Here is a 21,754-nt window from a genome sequence, read left to right on the forward strand (position 1 = left end):
CCTGCTGCCGTGCGCAGCGCCATCGAAGGCACCGGCGCCAAGCTGCGCTTCCTGCCGGCCTATAGCCCAGACTTCAACCCGATCGAGATGGCCTTCTCCAAACTCAAGGCCTTCCTCAAGAAGCTCGCCCCCAGGACCGTCGACGACCTCTGGCAGGCGATCGCACTGGCCGTCGACGCCTTCACACCTGACGATTGCCAGAACTACTTTACTGCTGCCGGATATGACCGCGACTGATCGGAAAATGCTCTAGCCGCGGTAGCGCAGCGCGTCGATCAGCAGGGACAGGGCCGGCGAGCATTGCCATCGGCTGGGGTAGTACAGGTGATAGCCGGGGAAGGGCGCGCACCAATCCTCCAGCACGCGCACCAGCCGCCCCGCCGCGACGTGCTCCCGTACCTGGTCCTCCGGCATGTACGCCAGGCCGAGCCCGTTCAACGCCGCCTCCAGCCGCAGCGCGAGGGTGTTGAACACCAGCTGCCCTTCGACCCGCACCTTCAGCTCGCGCCCGTCGCGTTCGAATTCCCAGGCGTACAGCCCGCCATAGGTGGGCAGGCGCAGGTTGATGCAGTTGTGGCCGGTCAGGTCCTGCGGCGTCCGCGGCGGCGGCCGCCGCGCGAAATAAGCCGGCGACCCGACGACGGCCATGCTCATGTCCGGGCCGATGCGCACCGCGATCATGTCCTTCGCCACCTGCTCGCCCAGCCGCACCCCGGCGTCGTAGCGCTCCGCGACGATGTCGGTCAGCCCGGCCTCGACGATGATCTCGACCCGGATGTCCGGATAGTCCGGCAGCAGCTTCGCGACCGCCGGCCACAGGATGGCATGGGCCGAATGCTCGGCCGCCGTGATGCGGACGGTGCCGGCCGGCTTGTCGCGCAGCGCGCTCAGCGCCGCCAGCTCGGCGTCGATCTCCTCGAAGCGCGGGCCGACGGTGCGCAGCAGGCGCTCGCCCGCCTCGGTCGGGGCGACGCTGCGCGTGGTGCGGGTCAGGAGCCGCAGGCCGAGCCGCTCCTCGAGCCCGCGGATGGTATGGCTCAACGCCGATTGCGACACGCCGAGCTGCGCCGCTGCCCGGGTGAAGCTGCGCTCGCGCGCCACCGCCAGGAAGGCGAGGAGGTCATTCAGGTTCTCCCGCGGCATTCATGAGCACCCCTCATAAGTTCATGCCGATTCTATCAGCTAATCGCATGCCGCCGCGCTTCCTAGATTCGGAACCGGACCATCAGGAGACAGGATATGCAGAAGCGAACACTGGGCCGTGGCGGCCTGGAGGTCTCGGCCATCGGGCTCGGCTGCATGGGGCTGAGCTACGGCTACGGCCCGGCGGTCGAGAAGCCGGCGGGAATCGCGCTGATCCGCAAGGCAGTGGATCTCGGCGTCACCTTCTTCGACACCGCGGAGGTCTACGGCCCCTTCACCAATGAGGAGCTGGTGGGCGAGGCGCTGGCCCCCGTCCGCGACCAGGTGGTGATCGCCACCAAGTTCGGCTTCAGGGACGGGAGCGCGCAGGCCGGGCTGGACAGCCGGCCGGAGCGCATCCGGCAGGTCGCCGAGGCCTCGCTGAAGCGGCTCCGGACCGACCGCATCGACCTGTTCTATCAGCACCGGGTCGACCCGGAGGTGCCGATCGAGGACGTCGCCGGCGCGGTGCAGGGGCTGATCCGGGAGGGCAAGGTCAAGCATTTCGGCCTGTCCGAGGCCGGCGTGCAGACCATCCGCCGCGCCCATGCGGTCCAGCCGGTGGCGGCGCTGCAGAGCGAATACTCGCTGTGGTGGCGCGAGCCGGAGGCGGAGGTGCTGCCGGCGCTGGAGGAGCTCGGCATCGGCCTGGTTCCGTTCAGCCCGCTGGGCAAGGGCTTCCTCACCGGCGCGATCACCGAGACCACGACCTTCGACAGCGGCGACTTCCGCAACATCGTGCCGCGCTTCTCGGCGGAGGCGCGCAAGGCCAACCAGGCGCTGGTCGATCTGCTCGGCGGGATCGCCGCCCGCAAGCGGGTGACCTCGGCCCAGATCGCGCTCGCCTGGCTGCTGGCGCAGAAGCCGTGGATCGTGCCGATCCCCGGCACCACCAAGCCGCACCGGCTGGAGGAGAATATCGGCGCGGCGGCGGTCACGCTGACGGCGGAGGAGCTCCGCGACATCCATGACGCGGTCTCTCAGGTCCCGGTGCAGGGGGCCCGGTATCCGGAGCAGCTGCAGCGGCTGGTCGGCCGCTGAGCTTCAGAGCGATCGGGCGCGTGCGGCGATGGCCGCCGCGCCCGACAGGGACAGGCTCGCCATGTCCCGGGCGGTCAGCTCCGGGAATTCCGCCGCGGCCAGCCGGGTCAGGACGTCGCCCGGCGGCATCTCCAGGGCCATCGTGGCGCCCAGCTCGACCATCAGGGCGAGGCCGTCCGACCAGCGGACGGGATGGGCCAGGTTGGTCGCCAGCTCCTCCCGCATCGCGGCGGCGTCGCGCAGCACCCGGGCGCGCCGGTTGCCGACGAGGACGATGCCCGGCGCCGCGATCGGCACCGCCTCGGCTGCCTCCGCAAGCGCCGCCGCGGCCCCGTCCATCAGCGGACAATGCGACGGCACGGCCACGGCCAGCCGTTCCGCTCGCCGCGCGCCGGCCTGCCGCACGGTGTCGATCGCGCGGTCCAGCGCCGTATCGGCGCCGCTCAGCACGAACTCCGCCGGGCCGTTGAGATTGGCGAGGTAGAGCGGCGCGGCTTCGCTATGAATCGTGGCGACGATCGCCTCGACCCGGCGCTGCGGCAGCCCGGTCACCGCCGCCATGCCGTACCCGGCCGGGCAGGCCTGCTCCATCAGCCGCGCCCGAGTGTCGACCAGGCGCAGCGCATCGGCGAAGCCGATCGCCCCGGCCGTGACCGCGGCGGCGAAGGATCCGATCGAAAGGCCGGCGACCATGGCCGGAACGACGCCCTCCGCCGCCAGGGCCCGAGTAGTGGCGACGCCGGCGACGAGCAGGCCGAACTGCACCGCCACCGTCGATTGCAGCGCCGCTTCATCATCGAGCTCCAGGATCTCCCGCCCGAGCACGGCTCGCGCTTCCTCCAGCGTCGCCGCGACCGCCGGATGGTCCGGCAGCCGGTGCAGGAAGCCGGGGCTCTGCGCCCCCTGGCCGGGGAACAGGAAGGCGATGCTCATGCCCCTTGCTCGGCCCAGGGATCGTGGACCAGCCGCGGGCCGACGACAGTCTTGACCACGGCGGGACCGCCCGTGGCGATCTCGGCCAGGCTGCACGCGCCGAGCGGCGTCTCCAGCGCCACGTCCACTCGGACCGGCAACTCCGCCAAGCCGGCCAGAATGCGCTCGGCCTCGCCACGGCCGATCCGGCCCGGCGCGCGCAGCAGGATGTCGAGATCGCTGTCCCGATGCGCCGCGGGATGACCGGTGGCGAGCTCGAAGCCGATGCTCCCCGCCGGGCCCCAGGCCGAACCGGAGAGCAGGTCGGCGACGGCGTCGAGCACGGCCAGGGCAGGGACCTCGGTCCGGCGTGGGTGTCCGCGCCAGCTTGCGGCTTCGGTCAGATCCTCCGGCGTGCGACGCTCGACGATCGCCGCCGGCGGCAGCCAGGCGGCGCATCGTTCGGCGCGGTTGGACCCGCGGATCCCGACCGGCAGCAGGCCCGCGTAATCCGGCACCCGGCGCACCACCACCCACGGCACCGCTGCCAGCGACGCCGCGGCCCAGCGGGGCAGGTCTCTCGCGATCTCCGCGACCGCCACGACATCGATCCGAAGAAGGTCGTGCGGTCGAAACGGCTCCGCAACGCGCCATTCGCGTAACCTCTCCCGCGGGGCGGGAGAGGTCGGGCTCGCACAGCGAGACCGGGTGAGGGCTGGCACAGGCTCCGGGAAAACGCCCTCACCCGGAGCCGCTGTCGTGGCTCTGACCTCTCCCGCAAGCGGGAGAGGTAAAATGGCGCCGGCCACGCCGCTCATCTCAGCCGGCATCCCATTGCTCTGCGATCCGCCGACGCACCTCGATCGAGGCGGCGCGGGTCCGCTGCGCCTCGGGAGAGGCCAGCCGGCAGGACAGGTCGCGGCGGCCGGAGGCGCGGATGTCGGCCACCGCCTGCACCAGCTCGCTCCGCACCCGCTCGACATCCGCGGCGCCCGGCACCTCGGCGGAGACGCCCTCGATCAGCCGGTGCAGCAGGCCCAGCCCGGCATAGGCGCGGATGCCGTAGGCCATCGGCGGCACCTGCTCGCCCAACCGGTCGAGCTCGGCGACCGTGCGGCGGGTGACGCGCGCCGCGGCCTCGCGGCCCATCGCATGCACCAGAACGCCGTCATCGGCCAGCGCCAGGATCCGGTTCGCCTGGTAGCCATGCGCCAGGAAGGCGCCGGACATCGCCTTGCCGACCAGCAGCGCCACCACCGGATGGCCGGCCAGCCGGGCGGTGGCATAGGCGTCGGCCGCCGCGGCGCAGGCCAGGTGGATGCCCAGCATCTCCTCCTGCCTTCCGTAGGCCTGGCTGGTCACGTCGACCACCGCCACGATCGGGCGGCGGGTGCCATCCTGGTCGGCTTCGATCACGGCCCGCACCGCCGCGGCCAAGCCCCAGCCCTCATCCAGCCCGACCTCGCCGTGCCGGGCCCGCGGGAAGCGGTTGGCCGGGTCGGGCACCACCGCGATGAAGCGCGCGGTCTCGCCGCCCAGCGGCGCGTCGGCGGCCAGCACGGTCGACACGCCCTCAATGAGGGTTCCCGGCCCCGCCAGGGCCGAGAGCCAGATCCGGCCCCGGGATGCGATCTCGCTCATGACGCGCTCTCCTCGCCCCACAATTCCCGCAGCCGCTCCGGCGTCGGCGGCGCAGCCGGGTCGATCGCCGCCAGCCGCGCCCGGTACAGCTCGACCGCCTCGCTGCGGTGCCGCCGTGGCGCTCCGGCGGCGAAGGCGGCGCGCACCGCCGCGGCGATCGCTTCGGCGTCGTCCGCGACCAGCGCATCGGCGAACCCCGCGGCCCGGCGCTGCTCCCCGCCGATCAGGCTCCAGATCAGCCGGCGGTCGGAGGCGTCCAGCTCCTCGATCCCGGCCTCCTGCTCGATCACCTCGGGCCCGTTCATGCCCAGCCGGGCCTGCCGGGTCACGATCAGCGTGCTGCAAAGCGCCGCCGCCAGCGACATGCCGCCGAAACAGCCGACCATGCCGGCGATCACCCCGACCACCGGCACGCGCTGCCGCAGCGCCAGGATCGCGGCCTGGATCTCGGCGATGACGGCGAGCCCAAGATTGGCCTCCTGCAGCCGCACGCCGCCGGTCTCGAACAGGATCACCGGCCGGGTCGGGATGCCGCGCTCATGGTCGGCCAGCGCCCGCTCCAGCGCGCCGGCGATCTTGGCGCCGGCGACCTCGCCCATGCTGCCGCCCTGAAAGGCGCTCTCGATCGCGGCCACCACAGCCGGCTGGCCGTCGATGGTGCCGCGGGCCAGCACCACCCCGTCGTCGGACTGGGTGGGGATGCCCTGCAGCGGCAGCCAGGGCGAGGTCAGCCGGTCGAATGGTCCCAGGATCTCGCGGACGCTGCCGTCGTCCAGCAGGACCCGGGCGCGGTCGCGGGCGGTCAGCTCGATGAAGCTCGTCCGTGGGGCGATGGCGTTCATGACCGTGTGGCCTCCACCGCCTGTTCCAGACGCAGCGCCACCATGCCGGGCGTGGCGCCGAAATCGTTGATCTCGACCGATGCCTTGACGCCGTGGCGGGCGATGAAGCGGTCCAGCACCGCCTTCCACACGGCGCTATAGCCATCGACGCTGGTGGTGACGCGGATATGGGCCTGCCCGTCCGGCGAGGGCTCGATCAGCACCTCGAGATTGCCGGAGCCGACGACGCCGACATGGGCGCGCTTCGGCACGGTCTCGGTGGCGGGATAGTCGAAGCTCAGGCGTTCCATGGGGCGAAGCTCCGGTCGATGCGGTCGAGGAACAGGGCGGCGGCCAGCAGGTCCGCCGATCCGCCGGGCGACACCCAGCGGGCCAGGAGGTCGGCGTCGAGCGCCTTGAGCGCCGCCCGGCCGGCCGGCGCTGCGGTGCCTCCGGCCACCAGCACGGCGCGGGCGCCGGACTGCGCCGCCTCCAGCGCCGGGCGGCCGCCGCGATGCAGCAGGCAGGTGTCGTCCAGCGACGCCATGATCGCCATCAGCGCGTCCAGTCGGGCTTCCTCCTCGGTTGCTCCGGCGGCGCGGCCGGCGCGCAGGGCAGGGAGGGCGACGTCGACGACATGCGGAAAGCCGGCCCGGGCCTCGCCGCGGGCGCCGGCGGCGCCATGCGCCTGCCGCACCCGCTCGCCGTTGCTCGGACGATGCGGCAGGAACCGGTCCGGCCAGCGCGCGATCGCGGCTGCCGCGGCGGCGATGCGGCGGGGGCCGGCCGGGCCGGCGATCACCGTCCCGGCCAGCAGCAGCCCCAGCGCCCAGATCGCGCCGCGATGGGCATTGCTGCCGCCGGTCGCCGCCATCATCCGGGTCTCGCCGTCCCGGCCGATCGCGGCCAGTTCCTCCCGCAGCGCCTGGTCCGGCTGACGGCTTTGGGCGGCCTCGGCCATGGCGCGGAAGGCCGGGCGCAGGGCCCGGGCGCTGCGGCGCAGCGTCTCCAGGTCCAGGTCGCGATGCGCCCCGGGGCCGCGCCGGTCGACCAGCCCCGGCTTCGGGGTCAGCTCCGCCTCCTCGACCAGCGCCCAGACGGCGAGATCGGCGAGGGTGTCGGGGCTGAGGATGACTGGGAGAGATTGGACCGGTTTTCTTCGTTGCCTCTCCCGCTTGCGGGAGAGGTCGGAGACGCGAAGCGGCTCCGGGTGAGGGCCTTGCGGCGGCGACGCTGGAAGCATCCTTTCAAGATGGGCGAACCTCGCGCTCGCTGACGGTGAGGTCTGCGAGTGTGGTAAGGCCGCTGTCCCCTCACCCGGACATCCTTCGGATGTCCGACCTCTCCCGCAAGCGGGAGAGGCTGTGCGTTCCTGTACCCGCTGTTGCTCTCGGCGATCGATGTGCGAGTGTCGTAGCCCGCGAGGGGAGGGGGGGCTCAAAACGAGTGAGGCGTCGATCTTTCCCATCGCCCGTCACCACCCGCGGAACCGGGCCGGCGGCCGGTACAGCCGGCCGGACCAGTCCACCAGGTCGTCGATCGACCGCGCCGCCAGCAGCGAGCGCTGGGCCTGCAGCCGGCTGACGCCGAGATCCTCGGGATAGGCGACGATGCCGCGGGCCCGCAGGTCCGCGGTGCGCTTCTGGTCGGCCCGCCGGCCGATCTCGGTGGCGCCGGCCACCGCGGCGATGGCGGCGCGCCGCTCCTCGCCGCCCTCGGCCTTGTAGAGATAGGCGATGCCCTCCTCGGTCACGACATGGGAGACGTCGTCGCCATAGATCATCACCGGCGCCGTCGGCATGCCGCTCTTCCGGCCGACCTCGACCGCGTCCAGCGTCTCGACGAAGGCCGGCACGCCGCCCGCCTTGAAGGTCTCGACCGTCTGCACCACCAGCTTGCGGCCGCGCGCGACCGGCGCCTGCGAGGTCATCAGGCTCAGCCAGGCGTCGCTGGCGTGGCGGCGGCCGCGCGGGTCGTGGCCCATGTTCGGCGCGCCGCCGAACCCGGCCAGCCGGCCCAGCGTGACGGTGGAGGAGTTGCCGTCCGCATCCATCTGCAGAGTCGAGCCGATGAACAGGTCGACGCCGTACTGCCCGGCCAACTGGCAGAAGACGCGGTTCGACCGCAGACTGCCGTCGCGGCCGACGAAGAAGACGTCCGGCCGGGCGCGGATATACTCCTCCATCCCGACCTCGCTGCCGAAGCAGTGGATGCTCTCGACCCAGCCGCTCTCGATCGCCGGGATCAGCGTCGGATGCGGGTTCAGCGTCCAGTTGCGGCAGATCCTGCCCTTCAGCCCCAGCTGCTCGCCATAGGTCGGCAGCAGCAGCTCCACCGCCGCGGTGTCGAAGCCGATGCCGTGGTTCAGCGCAGTGACGCCGTGCCGCTCGTAGATCCCGCGGATGATCATCATCCCCATCAGGATCTGCAGCTCGCCGATATGGCGCGGGTCGCGGGTGAACAGCGGCTCCACCGCGAAGGGCCGGTCGGCCTCGACCACGAAATCGACCCAGGAGGCGGGAATGTCGACCCGCGGCAGCTCGTCGACGATCTCGTTGACCTGGGCCACCACCACGCCGTGGCGGAAGGCCGTGGCCTCGACGATGGTCGGCGTGTCCTCGGTGTTGGCGCCGGTGTAGAGGTTGCCCTGCCGGTCCGCCTTCTCGGCGCAGACCAGCGCCACCTGCGGCGTCAGGTCCACGAACATCCGGGCGTAGAGCTCGACATAGGTGTAGATCGCGCCGATCTCGAGCTTGCCGTCCTCCAGCAGCTGGGCCACGCGCAGGCTCTGCGGCCCGGCGAAGGAGAAGTCGACCCTGCGGGCGATGCCGCGCTCGAACAGGTCGAGATGCTCGCGCCGGCTCAGGGTCGAGATCAGCAGATGCAGGTCGTGGACCTTGCCGGGGTCGAGCCCGGCCAGGGTGCGGGACAGGAAGTCCGCCTGCTTCTGGTTGTCGCCCTCCAGCGCCACGCGGTCGCCCGGCTCGATCAGCGCTTCCAGCGCGTCGCCGATCCGCTCCGGCTTCAGCACCGGGCCGTCGGCGAAGGCGGCGGCCCGCTCCAGGCGCCTCCGCTTGCGGGCGGGCAGCGTCGACCAGGGCTGATCCATGGTGTGTCTCCGCAGCGTGTCGGATCGGCGGGTCGGCGTATACAAACGCCGTGCGTGCCATCGAATATGAATACAGAGATTGCGCTTGGCAAGGCATTGGAATACGCTATCGTCGTTAAAATCAATTAACGTGCACGGGGAGGCCGGACTCTTGGCCCTTCAGGATACGCCCGCCGATGACCGCGCCTCGCTGTCGGAGCGGATCCGCCTGGCGCTGACCGACGAGATCTCCACCGGCCGCCTGCCGCCCGGCACGGTGCTGGACGAGGCGCAGCTGGCCGAGACCTACGGCGCCTCCCGCACGCCGGTGCGCGACGCCGTGCGCCAGCTGGCCGCCGCCGGGCTGGTCGAGATCCGGCCGCGCCGCGGCATCGTCGTGCTGCCGATGACGATCGAGACCCTGTCCGAGATGTTCGAGGTCACGGCCGAGATCGAGGCGATGTGCGCGCGCATGGCGACCAACCGGATGACGGCGCTGGAGCGCGGCCGGCTGATCGAGCTGCACGAGCAGTCCGAGGCGCTGCTGCAATCCGGCGACATCGCCGGCTACGACGCCTTCAACCTGGCCTTCCACGAGGGCATCTACCGCGCCACCCACAACGGCTTCCTGGTCGAGCACGCGCTGCAGCTGCGCGCCCGGCTGCTGCCGTTCCGGCGCACCCAGCTGCGCTATCCCAACCGCCTGGTCCAGTCGCGCGACGAGCACGGCCGGATCCTGCGGGCGATGACCCGCGGCGACCCGGACGAGGCTGCCTTCGCCATGCGCGAGCACATGCTGAACGCCGGCAGCGCCCTGGCGCGCTTCCTGACATTGGAGCCCGACCGGACGGGCTGACGCCGCGGCGACGGGATGCCGCCACCGGACAACGAGAACGACAGGAGAGGAAACGCGTGTCTGCGCAGATCGCATCCATCATCGGGCTGGTGGTGATGTTCGTCGTCGCCACCGCCCTGCCGATCAACATGGGCGCCCTCGGCTTCGCCATGGCCTTCCTGGTCGGCGGCGCCGTGATGGGCATGTCGGCGACCTCCATCCTGGCCGGCTTCCCGGGCGACCTGTTCGTCACCCTGGTCGGCATCACCTATCTCTTCGCCATCGCCCAGAACAACGGCACGGTCGACTGGCTGGTGCACTACGCGGTGCGCCTCGTCGGCGGCCGCATCTCCGTCATTCCCTGGGTGATGTTCGCGGTCTCCGCCGTGCTGACCGCCATCGGCGCGGTCAGCCCCGGGGCCGTCGCCATCATCGCGCCGATCGCGCTGCGCTTCGCCGCCCGCTACAGGATCCATCCGATGCTGATGGGGCTGATGGTGGTGCACGGCGCCCAGGGCGGCGGCTTCTCCCCGATCAGCATCTATGGCGGCATCACCAACCAGGTGGTGCAGCGCGCCGGTCTGCCGGGCGACGAGATCGTGCTGTTCCTGTCCAGCCTGGGCTTCAACGCCGCGGTGGCGCTGGTGATCTTCTTCCTGTTCGGCGGCCATCGCCTGCCGGTGCGGCGCCCGGCCGAGGATTTCGAGGGGCTGGTCGACGCCGTCCCCGCCGGCGCCTCGGTCCCGGTGCGCGGCCATGGCGGCACGCCGGCGCGGCCGGCCGAGCCCCGGCCGGGGGCGGTGCATCGCGAGGGCGAGGACCATCACGTCGCGCTCGACCGCGAGCAGGCGCTGACCCTGGCCGGCCTGGTGGTGCTGGCCGTGGCGTCGCTGGCCTTCAACCTGAATGTCGGGCTGGTGGCGATGAGCGTCGCCGTGGTCCTGGCCCTGCTGTGCCCGCGCGGGCAGAAGGGCGCGGTCGACAAGATCAGCTGGTCGACCGTGCTGCTGATCGGCGGCGTCATCACCTATATCGGCGTGCTGCAGAAGGCCGGCGCGGTCGACTATGTCGGCGGCGGCGTCTCGACCATGGCGGCGCCGCTGCTGGGCGCGCTGCTGCTGTGCTATGTCGCCGGCGTGGTCTCGGCCTTCGCCTCCTCGGTCGCGGTGCTGGGCGCGACCATCCCGCTCGCCGTGCCGCTGCTGATGCAGGGCCATCTCGGCGTGCCCGGCATGGTGGCGGCGATCGCGATCTCGACCACCATCGTCGACGTCAGCCCGTTTTCGACCAATGGCGCGCTGGTGGTGGCGAACGCCCATGACGTCGATCGCGACGCCTTCTTCCGGCAGATGCTGATCTACAGCGCCATCATCGTGCTGATCGGTCCGCTGCTGGCCTGGCTGGCGCTGGTGGTGCCGGGCCTCCTGTAGTTCAGTCGAGCCCGATCCGCTGCGCCCCGGCCCGGAACAACGGGACGGCGTCCGGGGCGAAGCGGTGCGCGGCGAGGAAGTCGGCGAAGCGGTAGCCCGGCCGCATCCGATGCGCCATCGCCGCATGTCGGTGCGCCTCGTCCGGCCGTCCGGCCAGCGCCAGGCAGCAGGCGGCGATCGCCTGGATATGGACATGGGCGTTCGGGAGGGCGGCGGCCCGGACGCTCCAGTCGGCGGCTTCGTCGAGGCGCTCGAGCCGCGCCAGGGCCACGGCCCGGGAACTCAGCACGCCGACCAGCATCGGGTCGAACGGGCTCAGCCGACGCGAATGGTCGGAGGCCGCGATCGCGGTCTCCGGATCGCCGCCCTGGGCATGCATGCAGCCCAGGGCATAGTGGCCCAGCGCGAAGCTCGGGCTCAGCTCCACCGCCTGCTCCAGCTCGGCCAGCGACTGGTCCGGGCGGCCGCGCAGCCACAGCGCCCGGCCCATGGCCCAGTGCGCGGCCGGATCGCGGTCGTCGGCGGCCAGGCCCTGTCCGGCGGCGTCGAAGGCCAGGTCGATCTCCGCCTCGCGCGGCCCCCAGCCCTGGAAGGCGCTCTGGAAGTGGGTGAAGGACAGGCCGGCATGGGCGGGCGCGAAGCTGCGGTCCAGGCGCAGCGCCATCTCGAAGAAGCGCCGGGCCTGCTCGTTGTCGGCCGGGGTGAAGCGGTACATGTGCAGCACGCCGCGATGATGCGCCTCCCAGGCGTCGAGCGAGCCGGGCGGCTTCAGCACCGCCCGGTTGCGTTCGACCGTCTCGATCTCGGCGGCGACCGCGGCGACGATACGGTCGCCGATCTCGTCGAACACCAGGAAGGCGTCGTCCAGCGCCCGGGTGTAGACCTCGGCCCAGACCAGCCGGGCGGTGCGGGTCTCGACCAGTTCGATCGCGATGGCGAGGCGCTTCCCCCGGCGCTGCAGCGACCCGCCGACGACATAGTCGGCGTTCAGCATCCGGCCGGCCTGCTCCGGGGCGACCTGCCGGTCGTGCAGGGCGAAGACCGAGCCCTGGGCGATGACGAACAGGCTGCGCAGCCTGGCCAGGCGGGTGGTGACGTCATGGGCGAAGGCGTCGGCGATCCCGCTGCGCGGCGCCGCCTCCGGCGACCGGTCGGCGAGAGGCATCACCGCGACCGAGGCGCGACGGGTCGCCGTCGCCGGGGCGGGTTCGGAGGCCAGGGCTGGTTCGGCCGGGGCCGCCGGCCGGGGCGCGGCCTCCGCCCGGACGGCACGCCAGAGGTCGCGGATCGGCCCGCAGTCCAGGCCCTCGGCCTCGAACAGCCGGGCCGCCGCCTCCAGGTGCTTCTCGCCCTCCCGGATCTGGCCGTGTTGGAAGAAGCGACGCAGCAGTCCCTCTTGGGCACGCAGGTCGAAGGGCGCAAGGCCCAGCCACGCTTCCAGATAGCCGAACACCTCGTCGCCGCCGGCGGTCCGGGCCAGCTGCTCCAGGATGGCGATGTGGCAGCTCCGGAACCGCTGGCGCTGCGCCGTCAGCCAGCCGTTGAGCTCCGGATGGCGGTCGATCTCCAGCCCGTCGAGGAATTCGCCCTGGAACAGGTCGCATAACGCCCGCAGCCGGCCGGGCGGCAGGGTCTCCAGTCCTTGCCGGGTCGCCTGCGCGACCTCGACCGCATCGACGAAGCAGTCCGCGAGGTCGAGCGCGACGGCGTTGCCTTCGGTCTCCAGCCGCCGGCGGCCGGGATCGTCGACGACGCCCCGAAGCTTGCTCAGGCACCAGCGCAGCTCGGCGCGGGGATCGTTCGGGACGTCCCACAGCAGCTCGCAGAGCCGGCTGCGCGACACCGCCCGCGGCGCCAGCGCCAGATAGGCGATCAGCGCCCGTGCCTTGCGCGACGCCGGCAGCGCCGCCGCCGCGCCGCCGCGGCGCACGGCGAGGGGGCCGAGCAGCCTGATACAGAGGCCTGGCCCTGCCGTTTCCACGCCGGTCACCACGGCCGGCTCCGCGCGCTGCCGCAGACGCGGATCCGTGCGCCAGAGCGGGGAAGGGATGCAGCCATCGGTGCGACCTCTTGGACCATCCGGCCCGAGCCTGTCGATTTACGGCACACCGGCCTGGCCGGCGGATGTGACCTCGGTCACACCGGCATTCATCCCGAGCCTGCGCACCGCCTCCGGCACGCGCTGGCGGCGCCGATAGGCCGCCGGGGTGTCGTGGACCAGGCGCTTGAAGAGGCGCCGGAACGAGACCGGATCGCCGTAGCCGACCTCGACCGCGATCGCGTCCACCGGCTGGTCCGTGGTCTCCAGGATCTGCTTGGCCTCCTCGATCCGGACCCGCTGCACATAGTCCAGCGGCGCATGGCCCGTCGCCTGCCTGAACCGCCGGTTGAAGCCGCGCCGGGACAGGCCGGACCGCCGGATCATCGCCGCGACCGGGTCGGCATCGGCATAGTGGGACGCCAGCCATTCCTGGCAGTCCCGCACCAGCCGGTCGCCCGACTGCGGCCGCGTGGTCAGCCGGGAATAGGGGTTCTGGCCGTCGTGATGCCAGTCGAACAGCGACATCTTGGCCAGGCGGCGGGCCTCCTCGGCGCCGGCGAACCGGCCGACGATGTAGAGCACCAGATCGGTCCAGGAGGTGGCGCCGCCGGCCGTCACGATCCGATGGTCGTCGGTGGCCGACACCAGGATCCTGTCCCCCAGGATGCGGACCCGCGGATACTCCGCCCTCATCATGTCGACGAAGGCCCAGTGCGTCGTGGCCTCCCGGCCGTCCAGGAGGCCCGCCTCCGCCAGCAGGAACGAGCCGGTGCAGGAGGACACGACATGGGCGCCCCGGGCGTATGAACGCCGCACCCAGTCGACCACGTCCGGATGGTCGCGCCCGAACTGGGCGCCGGAGGAGATCAGCAGCGACGACACGAAGACGATGTCCGTCCGCGCGTCGTCGTCGATGGTCCGATGCGGCTCGATCCGGACGCCCGTTCCGGTCCTCAGGGGGCCGGGCGCCGCGGCGACGATCTCGGGCAGGAAGCGCGGGTTCTCGCGCTCGCCCATGACCCGGTTCCACAGGGTGCCGACGGCCCAGAACGCGTCGTGCACGCCGACCACGATCCAAGGCTCTATCTCCGCCACGGCAATGATCGAGACCCTGATCGGGCTGTTCATCCGGATCCTCCCTGCAACGCGCCTCGCGTTTCCTTGCGGGAAGTCTGCCATCGGACTGGCCGGCCCGCCATCGGCCGGGCCGGGATATTGGCCGGTTCGGCATCAATTGTTCCGATCTGCCACTATCCCGGTTCCGCCACTGCTGGAAGTCTCTCCCTGTTCATTCGCGCCTCTGTCGAATGACCATGGAGAGGAGATCCCTATGCGACGGTTTGTGATCGAACGGGAGATTCCCGGGATCGGCACCCTGGAGCGCGAGCAGCTCAGGGCGGCGGCCGAGAGGTCGAACCGGGCCCTGGCCGCCCTGGCGCCCGACATCCAATGGGTCGAGTCCTATTTCGCGGCCGACAAGACCTTCTGCGTCTATCTCGCGACCGATGAGAGCGTCATCCGGCGGCATGCGGAGCTGAGCGGCTTCCCGGCCGACCGGATCGCCGAGGTGGCCCGCGTCGTCGATCCCACCACCGCCCATGCCTCCGCGCGCGCCGGGCAGCCGTGAGGCGCAGTGGCCGGGGCTCCGGCCGCTGCTGGGCCCCCTCCGCCGGCTGGCCGTCATCGCCGGCCGGCGGTGCCCCCTGCACCGGCTCGGCGACCATCTGCTGAGGGATCTCGGGCTGTCGCGCTCCGACATCGATCGCGACCCCCGAAGAAGGTTCCGGCCGGATTGAGGCCGGATCGATTTCAACGGCTGCTCCAACGCCGACCCCCACGCCGGCCTCCACGCGCCGCCGCCACGGTCGGCTGAAGGCGGGGCGAAGGGCGGCGTCCCCCGGCCGCAGGGCTTCGGATCATCTGCAAACGAGGGAAACTCATGTCGGGTCCGGTCATGCTTCTCTACGGCGTGTTCGCCTACGCCGTGTTCTTCGGCTCCTTCCTCCATGCGGTCGGCTTCGTCGGCAATCTCGCCGTTCCGAAATCGATCGATTCCGGCATTGCGGGGCCCGTGCCCGACGCCGTGATCATCGACGCGCTGCTGCTCGGCCTGTTCGCCGCGCAGCACAGCGTCATGGCGCGGCAGGGCTTCAAGCGGTGGTGGACACGGCTGGTGCCGCCGGCGGTCGAGCGCAGCACCTATGTGCTGCTGGCCAGCCTGGCGCTGATCCTGCTGTTCTGGCAGTGGCGGCCGATCCCGGCGGCGGTCTGGACGCTCGACGACCCGCTCTGGGCCGCCGTCCTCCACGCCGTGTTCTGGCTCGGCTGGGGGATCCTCCTGGTCAGCACCTTCCTCATCAATCATTTCGAGCTGTTCGGCCTGGCCCAGGTCTTCGCCCGGCTGCGCGGCCGGGCGCTGCCGCCGCCCGTCTTCCGCACGCCGCTGCTCTACCGCTGGGTCCGGCACCCGATCTATCTCGGCTTCCTGCTGGCCTTCTGGGCGACGCCGCAGATGACGGCGGGGCATCTGCTGTTCGCGGCGGCCACCACCGGCTACATCCTGCTCGGCATCGCGCTCGAGGAGCGCGACCTCATCGCCCTGTTCGGCGACCGCTACCGCCTCTACCGGCAGGAGGTGGGAATGCTGCTGCCCCGCCTCGGCCGCCGCATCGGCCCGGACCTTCCGGCCTCCCGCGATCCCGGGATCTCCGGCTGATCGGCGCGTCCCACCCACGGGTCGCGGTCATTGGCGCCGTGGCCGAATTCCAGGAGAGAACCCATGCCCACCATTACTGGCACCAACGGCAATGACGAGCTGCGCGGTACCAATGGGGACGACACCATCCTCGGCCTCGGCGGCAGCGACATCCTCATCGGCTTCGGCGGCAACGACAGGATTTTCGGCGGCGACGGCGACGACTTCATCGCGGCCGGGACCGGCGCCGACCGCATCGAGGGCGGCGAGGGCAATGACTCGACCGATGGCGGGACAGGCGACGACGTCACGATAGGGGGCGCCGGGGACGATTCACTGTTCGGCAATGACGGCAATGACATCCTCGATGGCGGGGACGGCAACGACGAGTTCATCGAGGGCCGTGGCGCCGACACGCTGAACGGCGGCGCCGGCATCGACAGGGTGGATTACCGCAACAGCGCGGCCGGGGTGCTCGTCGATCTCGGCGCCGGCACCGGCTCCTTCGGCGACGCCCAGGGCGATCTGCTGAGCAGCATCGAGAATCTCGATGGGTCGAACCTGGGCGACACCCTGATCGGGTCGGACGCGGACAACAGTCTCTTCGGCCGGAACGGCATCGACTTCCTGTTCGGGCGTGGCGGCAACGATGTACTGGCCGGTGGCGGCGACGCCGATTTCCTGCACGGCGAAGCCGGCGACGACCTCATCGGCGGGGGCGATGGTGATGATGTCCTGTTCGGCGGCGCCGGGGCCGACCGGCTCCTCGGCGAGCTCGGAATCGACGCGGTCAGCTACGGCTTCAGCACGGCCGGGGTGACGATCGATCTGTTCCTGGGGTTCGGCCTCGGCGGCGATGCCCAAGGCGACGTGCTGATCGGCATCGAGGACGCCTTCGGCAGCGGGTTCGACGACTCCCTGACCGGGAGCCCCGGCGCCAACGTGCTGTTCGGCAATGGCGGCAACGACCAGCTCCTCGGCGACTCCGGCAGTGACCGGCTGATCGGCGGGGCCGGGGCCGACCGGCTGAACGGCGGCTTCGGCGTCGATACCGCCGACTATTCCCAGAGCGGCGCCCCGGTCGTGGTCAGTCTGGCTGCGGGCACTGGTGCGGGCGGCGCTGCCGAGGACGACGTGCTGGCCGACGTCGAGAATGTCGAAGGAAGCGTCGGCGACGATGCGTTGACCGGCAACGCCGCCGGCAATGCGCTGTTCGGCCTGGGAGGCAACGACGTGCTTCGCGGCGGCGGCGGGGCCGACCGGCTGGACGGCGGCGCCGGCATCGATACGGCGATGTACACCGAGAACGCCACCGCGGTGACGGTGGATCTGGGCACGGGCCTCGCCAGTGGCGGCACGGCCCAGGGCGACGTGCTGGTCGGCATCGAGGGCGTCCAGGGCGGCGCCGGCGGCGACGTGCTGCGCGGATCGATCTTCAACGACATCCTGGTCGGAAACGCCGGCAACGACACGCTCGTCGGGCTGGACGGGGCGGACCTGCTGAACGGCGGGGGCGGGGCCGACCGCTTCGTCTTCCTGGCCACGGCCGACAGCGCCCCCGGCGGCTTCGGCGATTCGATCCGGGACTTCAGCCATGCCCAGGGCGACCGGATCGACCTGTCGGCCATCGACGCGGTCGCCACGGCGGCCGGAGATCAGGCCTTCACCTTCATCGGTTCCGGTCCGTTCACCGGCGTCGCCGGCCAACTGGCCTTTGCCGTCTCCCGCGGCGTCACCACCGTGTCCGGCGACGTCGACGGCGACGCCCTGACCGACATCTCCATCGTGCTCACCGGCGCCATCGCCCTGGCCGCGGCGGATTTCGCGCTCTAGGCCGCGGACCGGAAGGAGCACGATGGATGAAACTGTTCGTCATCGAGAGGACCATTCCCGGCATCGGCATCGCGGGGCGGCAGCTCTGGGGACCGACCGCGCAGTCGGGCACGGACGCGTTGGCGCCCGACATCCGGTGGGTCGAGAGCTTCGTCGCGGTCGACCGGACCTTCTGCGTCTTTCTCGCGAAGGATGAGGAGACGATCCGGCAGCATTCGGATCTCACCGGCCTGCCGGCCACCCGGATCACCGAGATCCGGCGGATCCTCGATCCGACGGACGCCTGAGCCGATCCGGCCCTCCGCCGGTCGGTCCTCGCAGCGCCGCTCATCGCGGCTCTGGCAGCAGATGGTCGCGTAGAAGCCGGGAAGCGTCTGCGCGGCCGCGCCTCCGCCTTCTCCCAGGCGGTCGGCTTCGGCGGTGCCGGCGGTCGCCCTGATCACCTATGGGCTGGTGCCGGCCCAGCCCATAGGCGTCGACGGCTGGCGCCGGTCGGCCCGCTGTTCGGGCTCCTGATCGGCGACCGGTTCGAGCGCAAGCACATCATCGTCGCGATGGCCGGCACGGTGGCCGTGGCGGGGCTGCTGTTCTCCCAGGCCGGCAGCGCGCCGGCGATCCGTCGCGCTCGAACGCCTGTCGCATTAGCACGGAAAGGCCGGATCACCGCCTCCGCGAGCTGGCGCGGGCGACCACGCGCGGCTGGATCAGCAGGTGCTGGGCCTCGGCCCGGCCCCGGATGCGCTCGATCAGCAGCCGCGCGCATTGCAGCCCCAGCGTCTCGCCGGACTGGTCGACGCTGGTCATGTCGTTCTGCGCCATCTCGCAGAACATGGTGTTGTCGTAGCCGACGACGGCGAGGTCGCCGGGCACCGCCAGGCCCAGCCCGATGGCGACGCTGATCACCTCCAGCGCCACGAAGTCGGTCCAGCAGAACAGCGCCTCGGGCCGGTCCGGGCCCTGAAGCAGGTGCCGCGCCGCGGTCTGGATCTCGCGCAGCGTCAGGGCGGCGCGGGTGACGCTGGCGTGCCGGCCCAGCCCCATCGCCTCCATCGCCGCCCGGTAGCCCTGTTCGCGCTTCCAGGTCACCGCCGTCTCCGGCGTGCCGCGGTCGAGGGCCAGGCTGAACATGCCGATGTTGCGGTAGCCGCCATCGGCCAGGTGCTGCACCACCAGCCGGGCGCCCAGCTCGTCGTCGTTGTTGACCGTGTCGAACGCCGTCGCCTCCGGCTGGTGATGGCCGATGGCGACGATCGGGATGCGCCGGGCGAGGGTGGCGAGCGCGTCCACCGGGATATGCGGGGCGATCAGGATCAGCCCGTCCATCTGCCGGTCCAGCATCGATTCGATCAGGTCTCCCTCGATCGCCTTCGATCCCTGATTGATGCCGAGCAGCGGCTGGTACTGCGTGCGTTCCAGCGCGGCGTTGATGCCGGTCATGATGTCGGCGAAGAACGGGTTGCGGATGTCCGACAGGGTGATGCCCAGCGTGTAGGTCTGCCCCCGCATGCCGCGGGCTGCCGCCAGCGGCCGATAGCCCAGCCGCGCCATCGAGGCCCGCACCTTGCCGCGCAGCGCCTCGCTGACGCCGTAGGCGTCGCGCAGCACCTTCGACACCGCGGCGACCGACACGCCGGCGTCCTGGGCGACGTCCCGGATCGTCACCCGCTGCGTCCGCCTGCCGTTCGCCTCCATTCCGCCTCCGCGCCGCGCCCCGCGTCACCTGATCGTGCCGATTTCCGGTTGTCAAACGGCGAGGTCTGTAGAACGATACACGTAGAACATTCTACAGCCATTCGCAGGCATCGTCAGGGGAGGAGCGGGGATGCAGGAGATCGCCTCGGCGGAGCTCCGTCGCGATGCGCAGTCCGGCTGGTCGGCCGATATGGTGCGGCCGCTGGCCGACCGGGGCGTCGGCACCCCGGCCAGCTTCCTGCGCAAGGACTTCCGGCTCGACCGGGCCCCCGGCGACGAGGTGCTGCGGATCAGCGCGCTCGGGCTCTACCGCTGCTTCATCAACGGCCGGCGGGTCGGCGAGGATCTGCTGACCCCGGGTTGGACCTGCTACGACAAGCGGCTGTCCTACCAGAGCTACCGGGTCGGCGACCTGCTGAAGCCGGGCGAGAACCGGATCGAGATCTGGCTCGCCGACGGCTGGCTGCGCTCGCAGCTGATGTGGCGCCGCGAGAAGAAGTTCAACGTCTGGGGCGAGCACATCGCCGCGATCGCCGAGCTGCGCGGCGGCTCCGGCGCGCTGTTGCTCGCCACCGATGGAAGCTGGGCCAGCGGCGAGCTGCCGGTGCGCAAATCCGGGATCTATTTCGGCGAGATCTACGATGCGCGGGTCGAGCCGCAGGCGACCGCCGGCAGCGCGGTGCTGCCCTTCGACGCCTCGGTCCTGATCCCGCACGAGACCCGGCCGGTGCGCGAGCGCCCGCCGCTGCCGGTGGTGAAGTCGTGGCCGGACGGGGAGGGCCGGACGATCCACGATTTCGGCCAGAACAGCGCCGGCTACGTCGCCTTCACCGTGAAGGGCGAGCGCGGCGCGCGGATCGTCGTGGAGCACGCCGAGGTGCTGGACCGCGACGGCCGGTTCGACAACGCCAACTTCCGCACGGCGGAGGCGCGGCTGGAATACGTGCTGAAGGGGGAGGGCGAGGAATCCTACCGCCCGATCTTCACCTTCCAGGGCTTCCGCTACGCCCGGATCGCGATCGAGGGGCGGGCCGAGGTCACCTCCATCGTCTCGGTCCCGATCACCTCGGTGGGCCAGCCCGCGGCGTCCTTCACCACCGGGCACCCGCTGGTCAACCGGCTGGTCGAGAACACCATCTGGTCGCAGCGCGCCAACTTCATCGAGGTGCCGACCGACTGCCCGCAGCGCGACGAGCGCCTGGGCTGGACCGGCGACGCCCAGGTCTTCGCCGGCGCCGCCTGCTATCTGCACGACTGCCAGGGCTTCCTGCGCAAATACATCCGCGACGTGATGGCGGACCAGCGGCCGGACGGCGCGATCCCGCATGTCTCGCCCGACCCGACCCGGATGAAGCCGGAGAACTTCATCAACTTCGCCGGCTCGACCGGCTGGGGCGACGCGATCGCGGTCATCCCCTGGACGTTGTGGCTGCATTACGGCGACCGCGCGATCCTGGAGGAGGCGCTGCCGGCGATGGTCCGCTGGGTCGACTTCGTCTGGTCGATCAGCGACGGGCCGATCGTCCGGCCGCCACCCGGCCGCGACCAGCGCGGCTTCACCTTCGGCGACTGGCTGCAGCCCGGCGGCCCGACCGAGAAGCCCTGGCCCACCATCGGCGACGACGCCGCGGCGACGATCTACCTGTTCATCGCCGGGACCCTGACGGCCCGGATCGCCCGGCTGGTCGGGGAAGCGGGGATCGCCGAGCGCCTGGACGGAATGGCGGAGGAGGTGAAGCAGGCCTTCGCATGCGAGTTCATCACCCCCTCCGGCCGCCTGCTCTATGACGACCAGACCTCCTATGCGCTCGCCTTCCTGCACGGGCTGATCCCGGAGGAGCACCGGGAGGCCGCCAGGCGCTACTTCAGGGCCGCGGTCGAGCGCACCGGCGGCCGGGTCGGCACCGGCTTCATCGGCACGCCGGCGCTGCTGCCGGCCCTGGCCGAAATCGGCGAGCGCCAGCTGGCGGGCCGGGTGCTGCTGCAGGAGGAGGTCCCAGGCTGGCTCTACCAGGTGAAGATGGGGGCCACCAGCATCTGGGAGCGCTGGGACGCGATCAAGCCCGACGGCACGATCTTCGAGCCTGCGATGAACTCCTACAACCACTACGCCTATGGCGCGATCTGCCAGTGGCTGTTCGAGGGCGTGGCGGGGTTCCGGCCCGATCCGGAGCGGCCGGGCTTCCGGCACATCCTGTTCGAGCCGACCATCATCCCGGCGCTGTCGCCGGTCGCCGCCCATCACGACACCGCGGCGGGGCGCGTCGCGGCCGGCTGGACGGTGGAGGGCGACCGGGTGACCTATTCGGTCACGGTGCCGGACGGGGCGACCGGGTCGCTGCGCCTGCCGCCCGAATACCGCGACGTCGCGGTCGACGGTGCGCCGCCGGCCGGCGACATTGCCGGGGCCGGCGTACCGCTCGCGCCCGGCAGCCACCGCATCACCTTCCGGATCGGGGGAGGATGACGTCGATGTGACCCGCCGCGGGGCGGGCATCCACAATCCGAGGCAGGACCTTCGGGACAGCAGGGAGGAGACCGGG

General features: G+C 71.5%; 20 protein-coding genes. 9 read left to right on the forward strand and 11 right to left on the reverse strand.

Features of this window, described 5'->3' with window-relative positions:
• Nucleotides 1–237 (forward strand): transposase (locus tag G537_RS0128130; protein ID WP_026872550.1); only part of this gene is annotated, 237 nt, incomplete at its 5' end.
• Between the two features lie 12 nt (nt 238–249).
• On the opposite strand, the gene G537_RS0128135 is transcribed toward G537_RS0128130, so the two are convergent.
• Nucleotides 250–1,143 (reverse strand): LysR family transcriptional regulator, encoded by an 894-nt coding sequence (locus tag G537_RS0128135; RefSeq protein ID WP_026872923.1) that lies wholly within the window; start codon nt 1,141–1,143, stop codon nt 250–252.
• 96 nt (nt 1,144–1,239) lie between these two features.
• Between G537_RS0128135 and G537_RS0128140 the strand changes: the two genes are divergently transcribed.
• Entirely contained in the window at nt 1,240–2,223 is a 984-nt protein-coding gene (locus G537_RS0128140) for an aldo/keto reductase (protein WP_026872924.1), read from the forward strand.
• A 3-nt stretch (nt 2,224–2,226) separates the two neighbouring features.
• Here the strand turns inward: G537_RS0128140 and mdcH are convergent, their stop codons facing one another.
• The 7 genes from mdcH to mdcA form a co-directional block, all read right to left on the reverse strand.
• Nucleotides 2,227–3,156, reverse strand: a complete 930-nt coding sequence (gene mdcH, locus G537_RS0128145; protein WP_026872925.1) for a malonate decarboxylase subunit epsilon — start codon at nt 3,154–3,156, stop codon at nt 2,227–2,229.
• Entirely contained in the window at nt 3,153–3,965 is an 813-nt protein-coding gene (locus G537_RS40355) for a malonate decarboxylase holo-ACP synthase (protein ID WP_081689102.1), read from the reverse strand. The genes mdcH and G537_RS40355 overlap by 4 nt, the downstream gene beginning before the upstream one ends.
• Nucleotides 3,955–4,776 (reverse strand): biotin-independent malonate decarboxylase subunit gamma, encoded by an 822-nt coding sequence (gene mdcE / locus G537_RS0128155; protein ID WP_026872926.1) that lies wholly within the window; start codon nt 4,774–4,776, stop codon nt 3,955–3,957. Before mdcE ends, G537_RS40355 begins: the two co-directional genes overlap by 11 nt.
• A complete protein-coding gene (locus G537_RS0128160; protein WP_026872927.1) occupies nt 4,773–5,618 on the reverse strand; it encodes a biotin-independent malonate decarboxylase subunit beta in 846 nt (281 codons plus the stop codon). The genes mdcE and G537_RS0128160 overlap by 4 nt, the downstream gene beginning before the upstream one ends.
• The gene (locus G537_RS0128165; RefSeq protein WP_026872928.1) at nt 5,615–5,908 is read right to left on the reverse strand and encodes a malonate decarboxylase subunit delta; all 294 of its coding nucleotides are present in this window, start codon (nt 5,906–5,908) and stop codon (nt 5,615–5,617) included. The genes G537_RS0128160 and G537_RS0128165 overlap by 4 nt, the downstream gene beginning before the upstream one ends.
• A complete protein-coding gene (locus G537_RS0128170; protein WP_081689103.1) occupies nt 5,896–6,840 on the reverse strand; it encodes a triphosphoribosyl-dephospho-CoA synthase in 945 nt (314 codons plus the stop codon). Before G537_RS0128170 ends, G537_RS0128165 begins: the two co-directional genes overlap by 13 nt.
• Before the next feature lie 231 nt (nt 6,841–7,071).
• Nucleotides 7,072–8,706 (reverse strand): malonate decarboxylase subunit alpha, encoded by a 1,635-nt coding sequence (mdcA, locus tag G537_RS0128175; protein ID WP_034853304.1) that lies wholly within the window; start codon nt 8,704–8,706, stop codon nt 7,072–7,074.
• A 151-nt stretch (nt 8,707–8,857) separates the two neighbouring features.
• On the opposite strand from mdcA, the gene G537_RS0128180 reads away from it, so the two are divergent.
• Together G537_RS0128180 and G537_RS0128185 are read left to right on the forward strand one after the other, a co-directional pair.
• Complete coding sequence (locus G537_RS0128180; protein WP_026872931.1) at nt 8,858–9,541, forward strand: GntR family transcriptional regulator; 684 nt, start codon at nt 8,858–8,860, stop codon at nt 9,539–9,541.
• Nucleotides 9,542–9,597: 56 nt separating this feature from the next.
• Nucleotides 9,598–10,950, forward strand: coding sequence for an SLC13 family permease (locus tag G537_RS0128185; RefSeq protein WP_026872932.1), 1,353 nt, complete (start codon nt 9,598–9,600; stop codon nt 10,948–10,950).
• A 1-nt stretch (nt 10,951) separates the two neighbouring features.
• On the opposite strand, the gene G537_RS0128190 is transcribed toward G537_RS0128185, so the two are convergent.
• Together G537_RS0128190 and G537_RS40360 are read right to left on the reverse strand one after the other, a co-directional pair.
• Nucleotides 10,952–12,940, reverse strand: a complete 1,989-nt coding sequence (locus G537_RS0128190) for a tetratricopeptide repeat protein (protein ID WP_211230538.1) — start codon at nt 12,938–12,940, stop codon at nt 10,952–10,954.
• 108 nt (nt 12,941–13,048) lie between these two features.
• Nucleotides 13,049–14,119 (reverse strand): GlxA family transcriptional regulator, encoded by a 1,071-nt coding sequence (locus G537_RS40360; RefSeq protein ID WP_051249237.1) that lies wholly within the window; start codon nt 14,117–14,119, stop codon nt 13,049–13,051.
• A gap of 202 nt (nt 14,120–14,321) precedes the next feature.
• On the opposite strand from G537_RS40360, the gene G537_RS0128200 reads away from it, so the two are divergent.
• The 4 genes from G537_RS0128200 to G537_RS0128220 all read left to right on the forward strand — a co-directional run bounded on the left by G537_RS0128200 (nt 14,322) and on the right by G537_RS0128220 (nt 17,806).
• Entirely contained in the window at nt 14,322–14,618 is a 297-nt protein-coding gene (locus G537_RS0128200; protein WP_026872934.1) for a DUF4242 domain-containing protein, read from the forward strand.
• A 312-nt stretch (nt 14,619–14,930) separates the two neighbouring features.
• Entirely contained in the window at nt 14,931–15,707 is a 777-nt protein-coding gene (gene mddA, locus G537_RS40365; RefSeq protein ID WP_034853306.1) for a methanethiol S-methyltransferase, read from the forward strand.
• Between the two features lie 63 nt (nt 15,708–15,770).
• The gene (locus G537_RS40370; protein ID WP_051249238.1) at nt 15,771–17,519 is read left to right on the forward strand and encodes a calcium-binding protein; all 1,749 of its coding nucleotides are present in this window, start codon (nt 15,771–15,773) and stop codon (nt 17,517–17,519) included.
• Nucleotides 17,520–17,545: 26 nt separating this feature from the next.
• Nucleotides 17,546–17,806, forward strand: coding sequence for a DUF4242 domain-containing protein (locus G537_RS0128220; RefSeq protein WP_026872936.1), 261 nt, complete (start codon nt 17,546–17,548; stop codon nt 17,804–17,806).
• Nucleotides 17,807–18,179: 373 nt separating this feature from the next.
• Here the strand turns inward: G537_RS0128220 and G537_RS0128225 are convergent, their stop codons facing one another.
• Nucleotides 18,180–19,181 carry a LacI family DNA-binding transcriptional regulator gene (locus G537_RS0128225; RefSeq protein WP_211230539.1) on the reverse strand — a complete coding sequence of 334 codons (1,002 nt, stop codon included), beginning with the start codon at nt 19,179–19,181 and terminating at the stop codon, nt 18,180–18,182.
• A gap of 160 nt (nt 19,182–19,341) precedes the next feature.
• On the opposite strand from G537_RS0128225, the gene G537_RS40375 reads away from it, so the two are divergent.
• Complete coding sequence (locus tag G537_RS40375; protein WP_051249239.1) at nt 19,342–21,678, forward strand: alpha-L-rhamnosidase; 2,337 nt, start codon at nt 19,342–19,344, stop codon at nt 21,676–21,678.
• Nucleotides 21,679–21,754 lie beyond the last annotated feature (76 nt).

Origin of the sequence: Inquilinus limosus DSM 16000 (genome assembly GCF_000423185.1) — a bacterium.
GTDB lineage: Bacteria > Pseudomonadota > Alphaproteobacteria > DSM-16000 > Inquilinaceae > Inquilinus > Inquilinus limosus.

Excerpts from the sequence above, each read along its gene's own strand:
- mdcH (WP_026872925.1), bottom strand. The coding sequence starts at position 3,156 with ATGAGCATCGCCTTCCTGTTCCCCGGCCAGGGGGCGCAGAGCCCCGGC.
- G537_RS40375 (WP_051249239.1), top strand. The coding sequence starts at position 19,342 with ATGCAGGAGATCGCCTCGGCGGAGCTCCGTCGCGATGCGCAGTCCGGC.
- G537_RS40370 (WP_051249238.1), top strand. The coding sequence starts at position 15,771 with ATGCCCACCATTACTGGCACCAACGGCAATGACGAGCTGCGCGGTACC.
- G537_RS40360 (WP_051249237.1), bottom strand. The coding sequence starts at position 14,119 with ATGAACAGCCCGATCAGGGTCTCGATCATTGCCGTGGCGGAGATAGAG.
- G537_RS0128200 (WP_026872934.1), top strand. The coding sequence starts at position 14,322 with ATGCGACGGTTTGTGATCGAACGGGAGATTCCCGGGATCGGCACCCTG.
- mdcE (WP_026872926.1), bottom strand. The coding sequence starts at position 4,776 with ATGAGCGAGATCGCATCCCGGGGCCGGATCTGGCTCTCGGCCCTGGCG.
- G537_RS40355 (WP_081689102.1), bottom strand. The coding sequence starts at position 3,965 with ATGCCGGCTGAGATGAGCGGCGTGGCCGGCGCCATTTTACCTCTCCCG.
- G537_RS0128135 (WP_026872923.1), bottom strand. The coding sequence starts at position 1,143 with ATGCCGCGGGAGAACCTGAATGACCTCCTCGCCTTCCTGGCGGTGGCG.
- G537_RS0128160 (WP_026872927.1), bottom strand. The coding sequence starts at position 5,618 with ATGAACGCCATCGCCCCACGGACGAGCTTCATCGAGCTGACCGCCCGC.
- mddA (WP_034853306.1), top strand. The coding sequence starts at position 14,931 with ATGTCGGGTCCGGTCATGCTTCTCTACGGCGTGTTCGCCTACGCCGTG.
- G537_RS0128220 (WP_026872936.1), top strand. The coding sequence starts at position 17,546 with ATGAAACTGTTCGTCATCGAGAGGACCATTCCCGGCATCGGCATCGCG.
- G537_RS0128165 (WP_026872928.1), bottom strand. The coding sequence starts at position 5,908 with ATGGAACGCCTGAGCTTCGACTATCCCGCCACCGAGACCGTGCCGAAG.
- G537_RS0128170 (WP_081689103.1), bottom strand. The coding sequence starts at position 6,840 with ATGCTTCCAGCGTCGCCGCCGCAAGGCCCTCACCCGGAGCCGCTTCGC.
- mdcA (WP_034853304.1), bottom strand. The coding sequence starts at position 8,706 with ATGGATCAGCCCTGGTCGACGCTGCCCGCCCGCAAGCGGAGGCGCCTG.
- G537_RS0128140 (WP_026872924.1), top strand. The coding sequence starts at position 1,240 with ATGCAGAAGCGAACACTGGGCCGTGGCGGCCTGGAGGTCTCGGCCATC.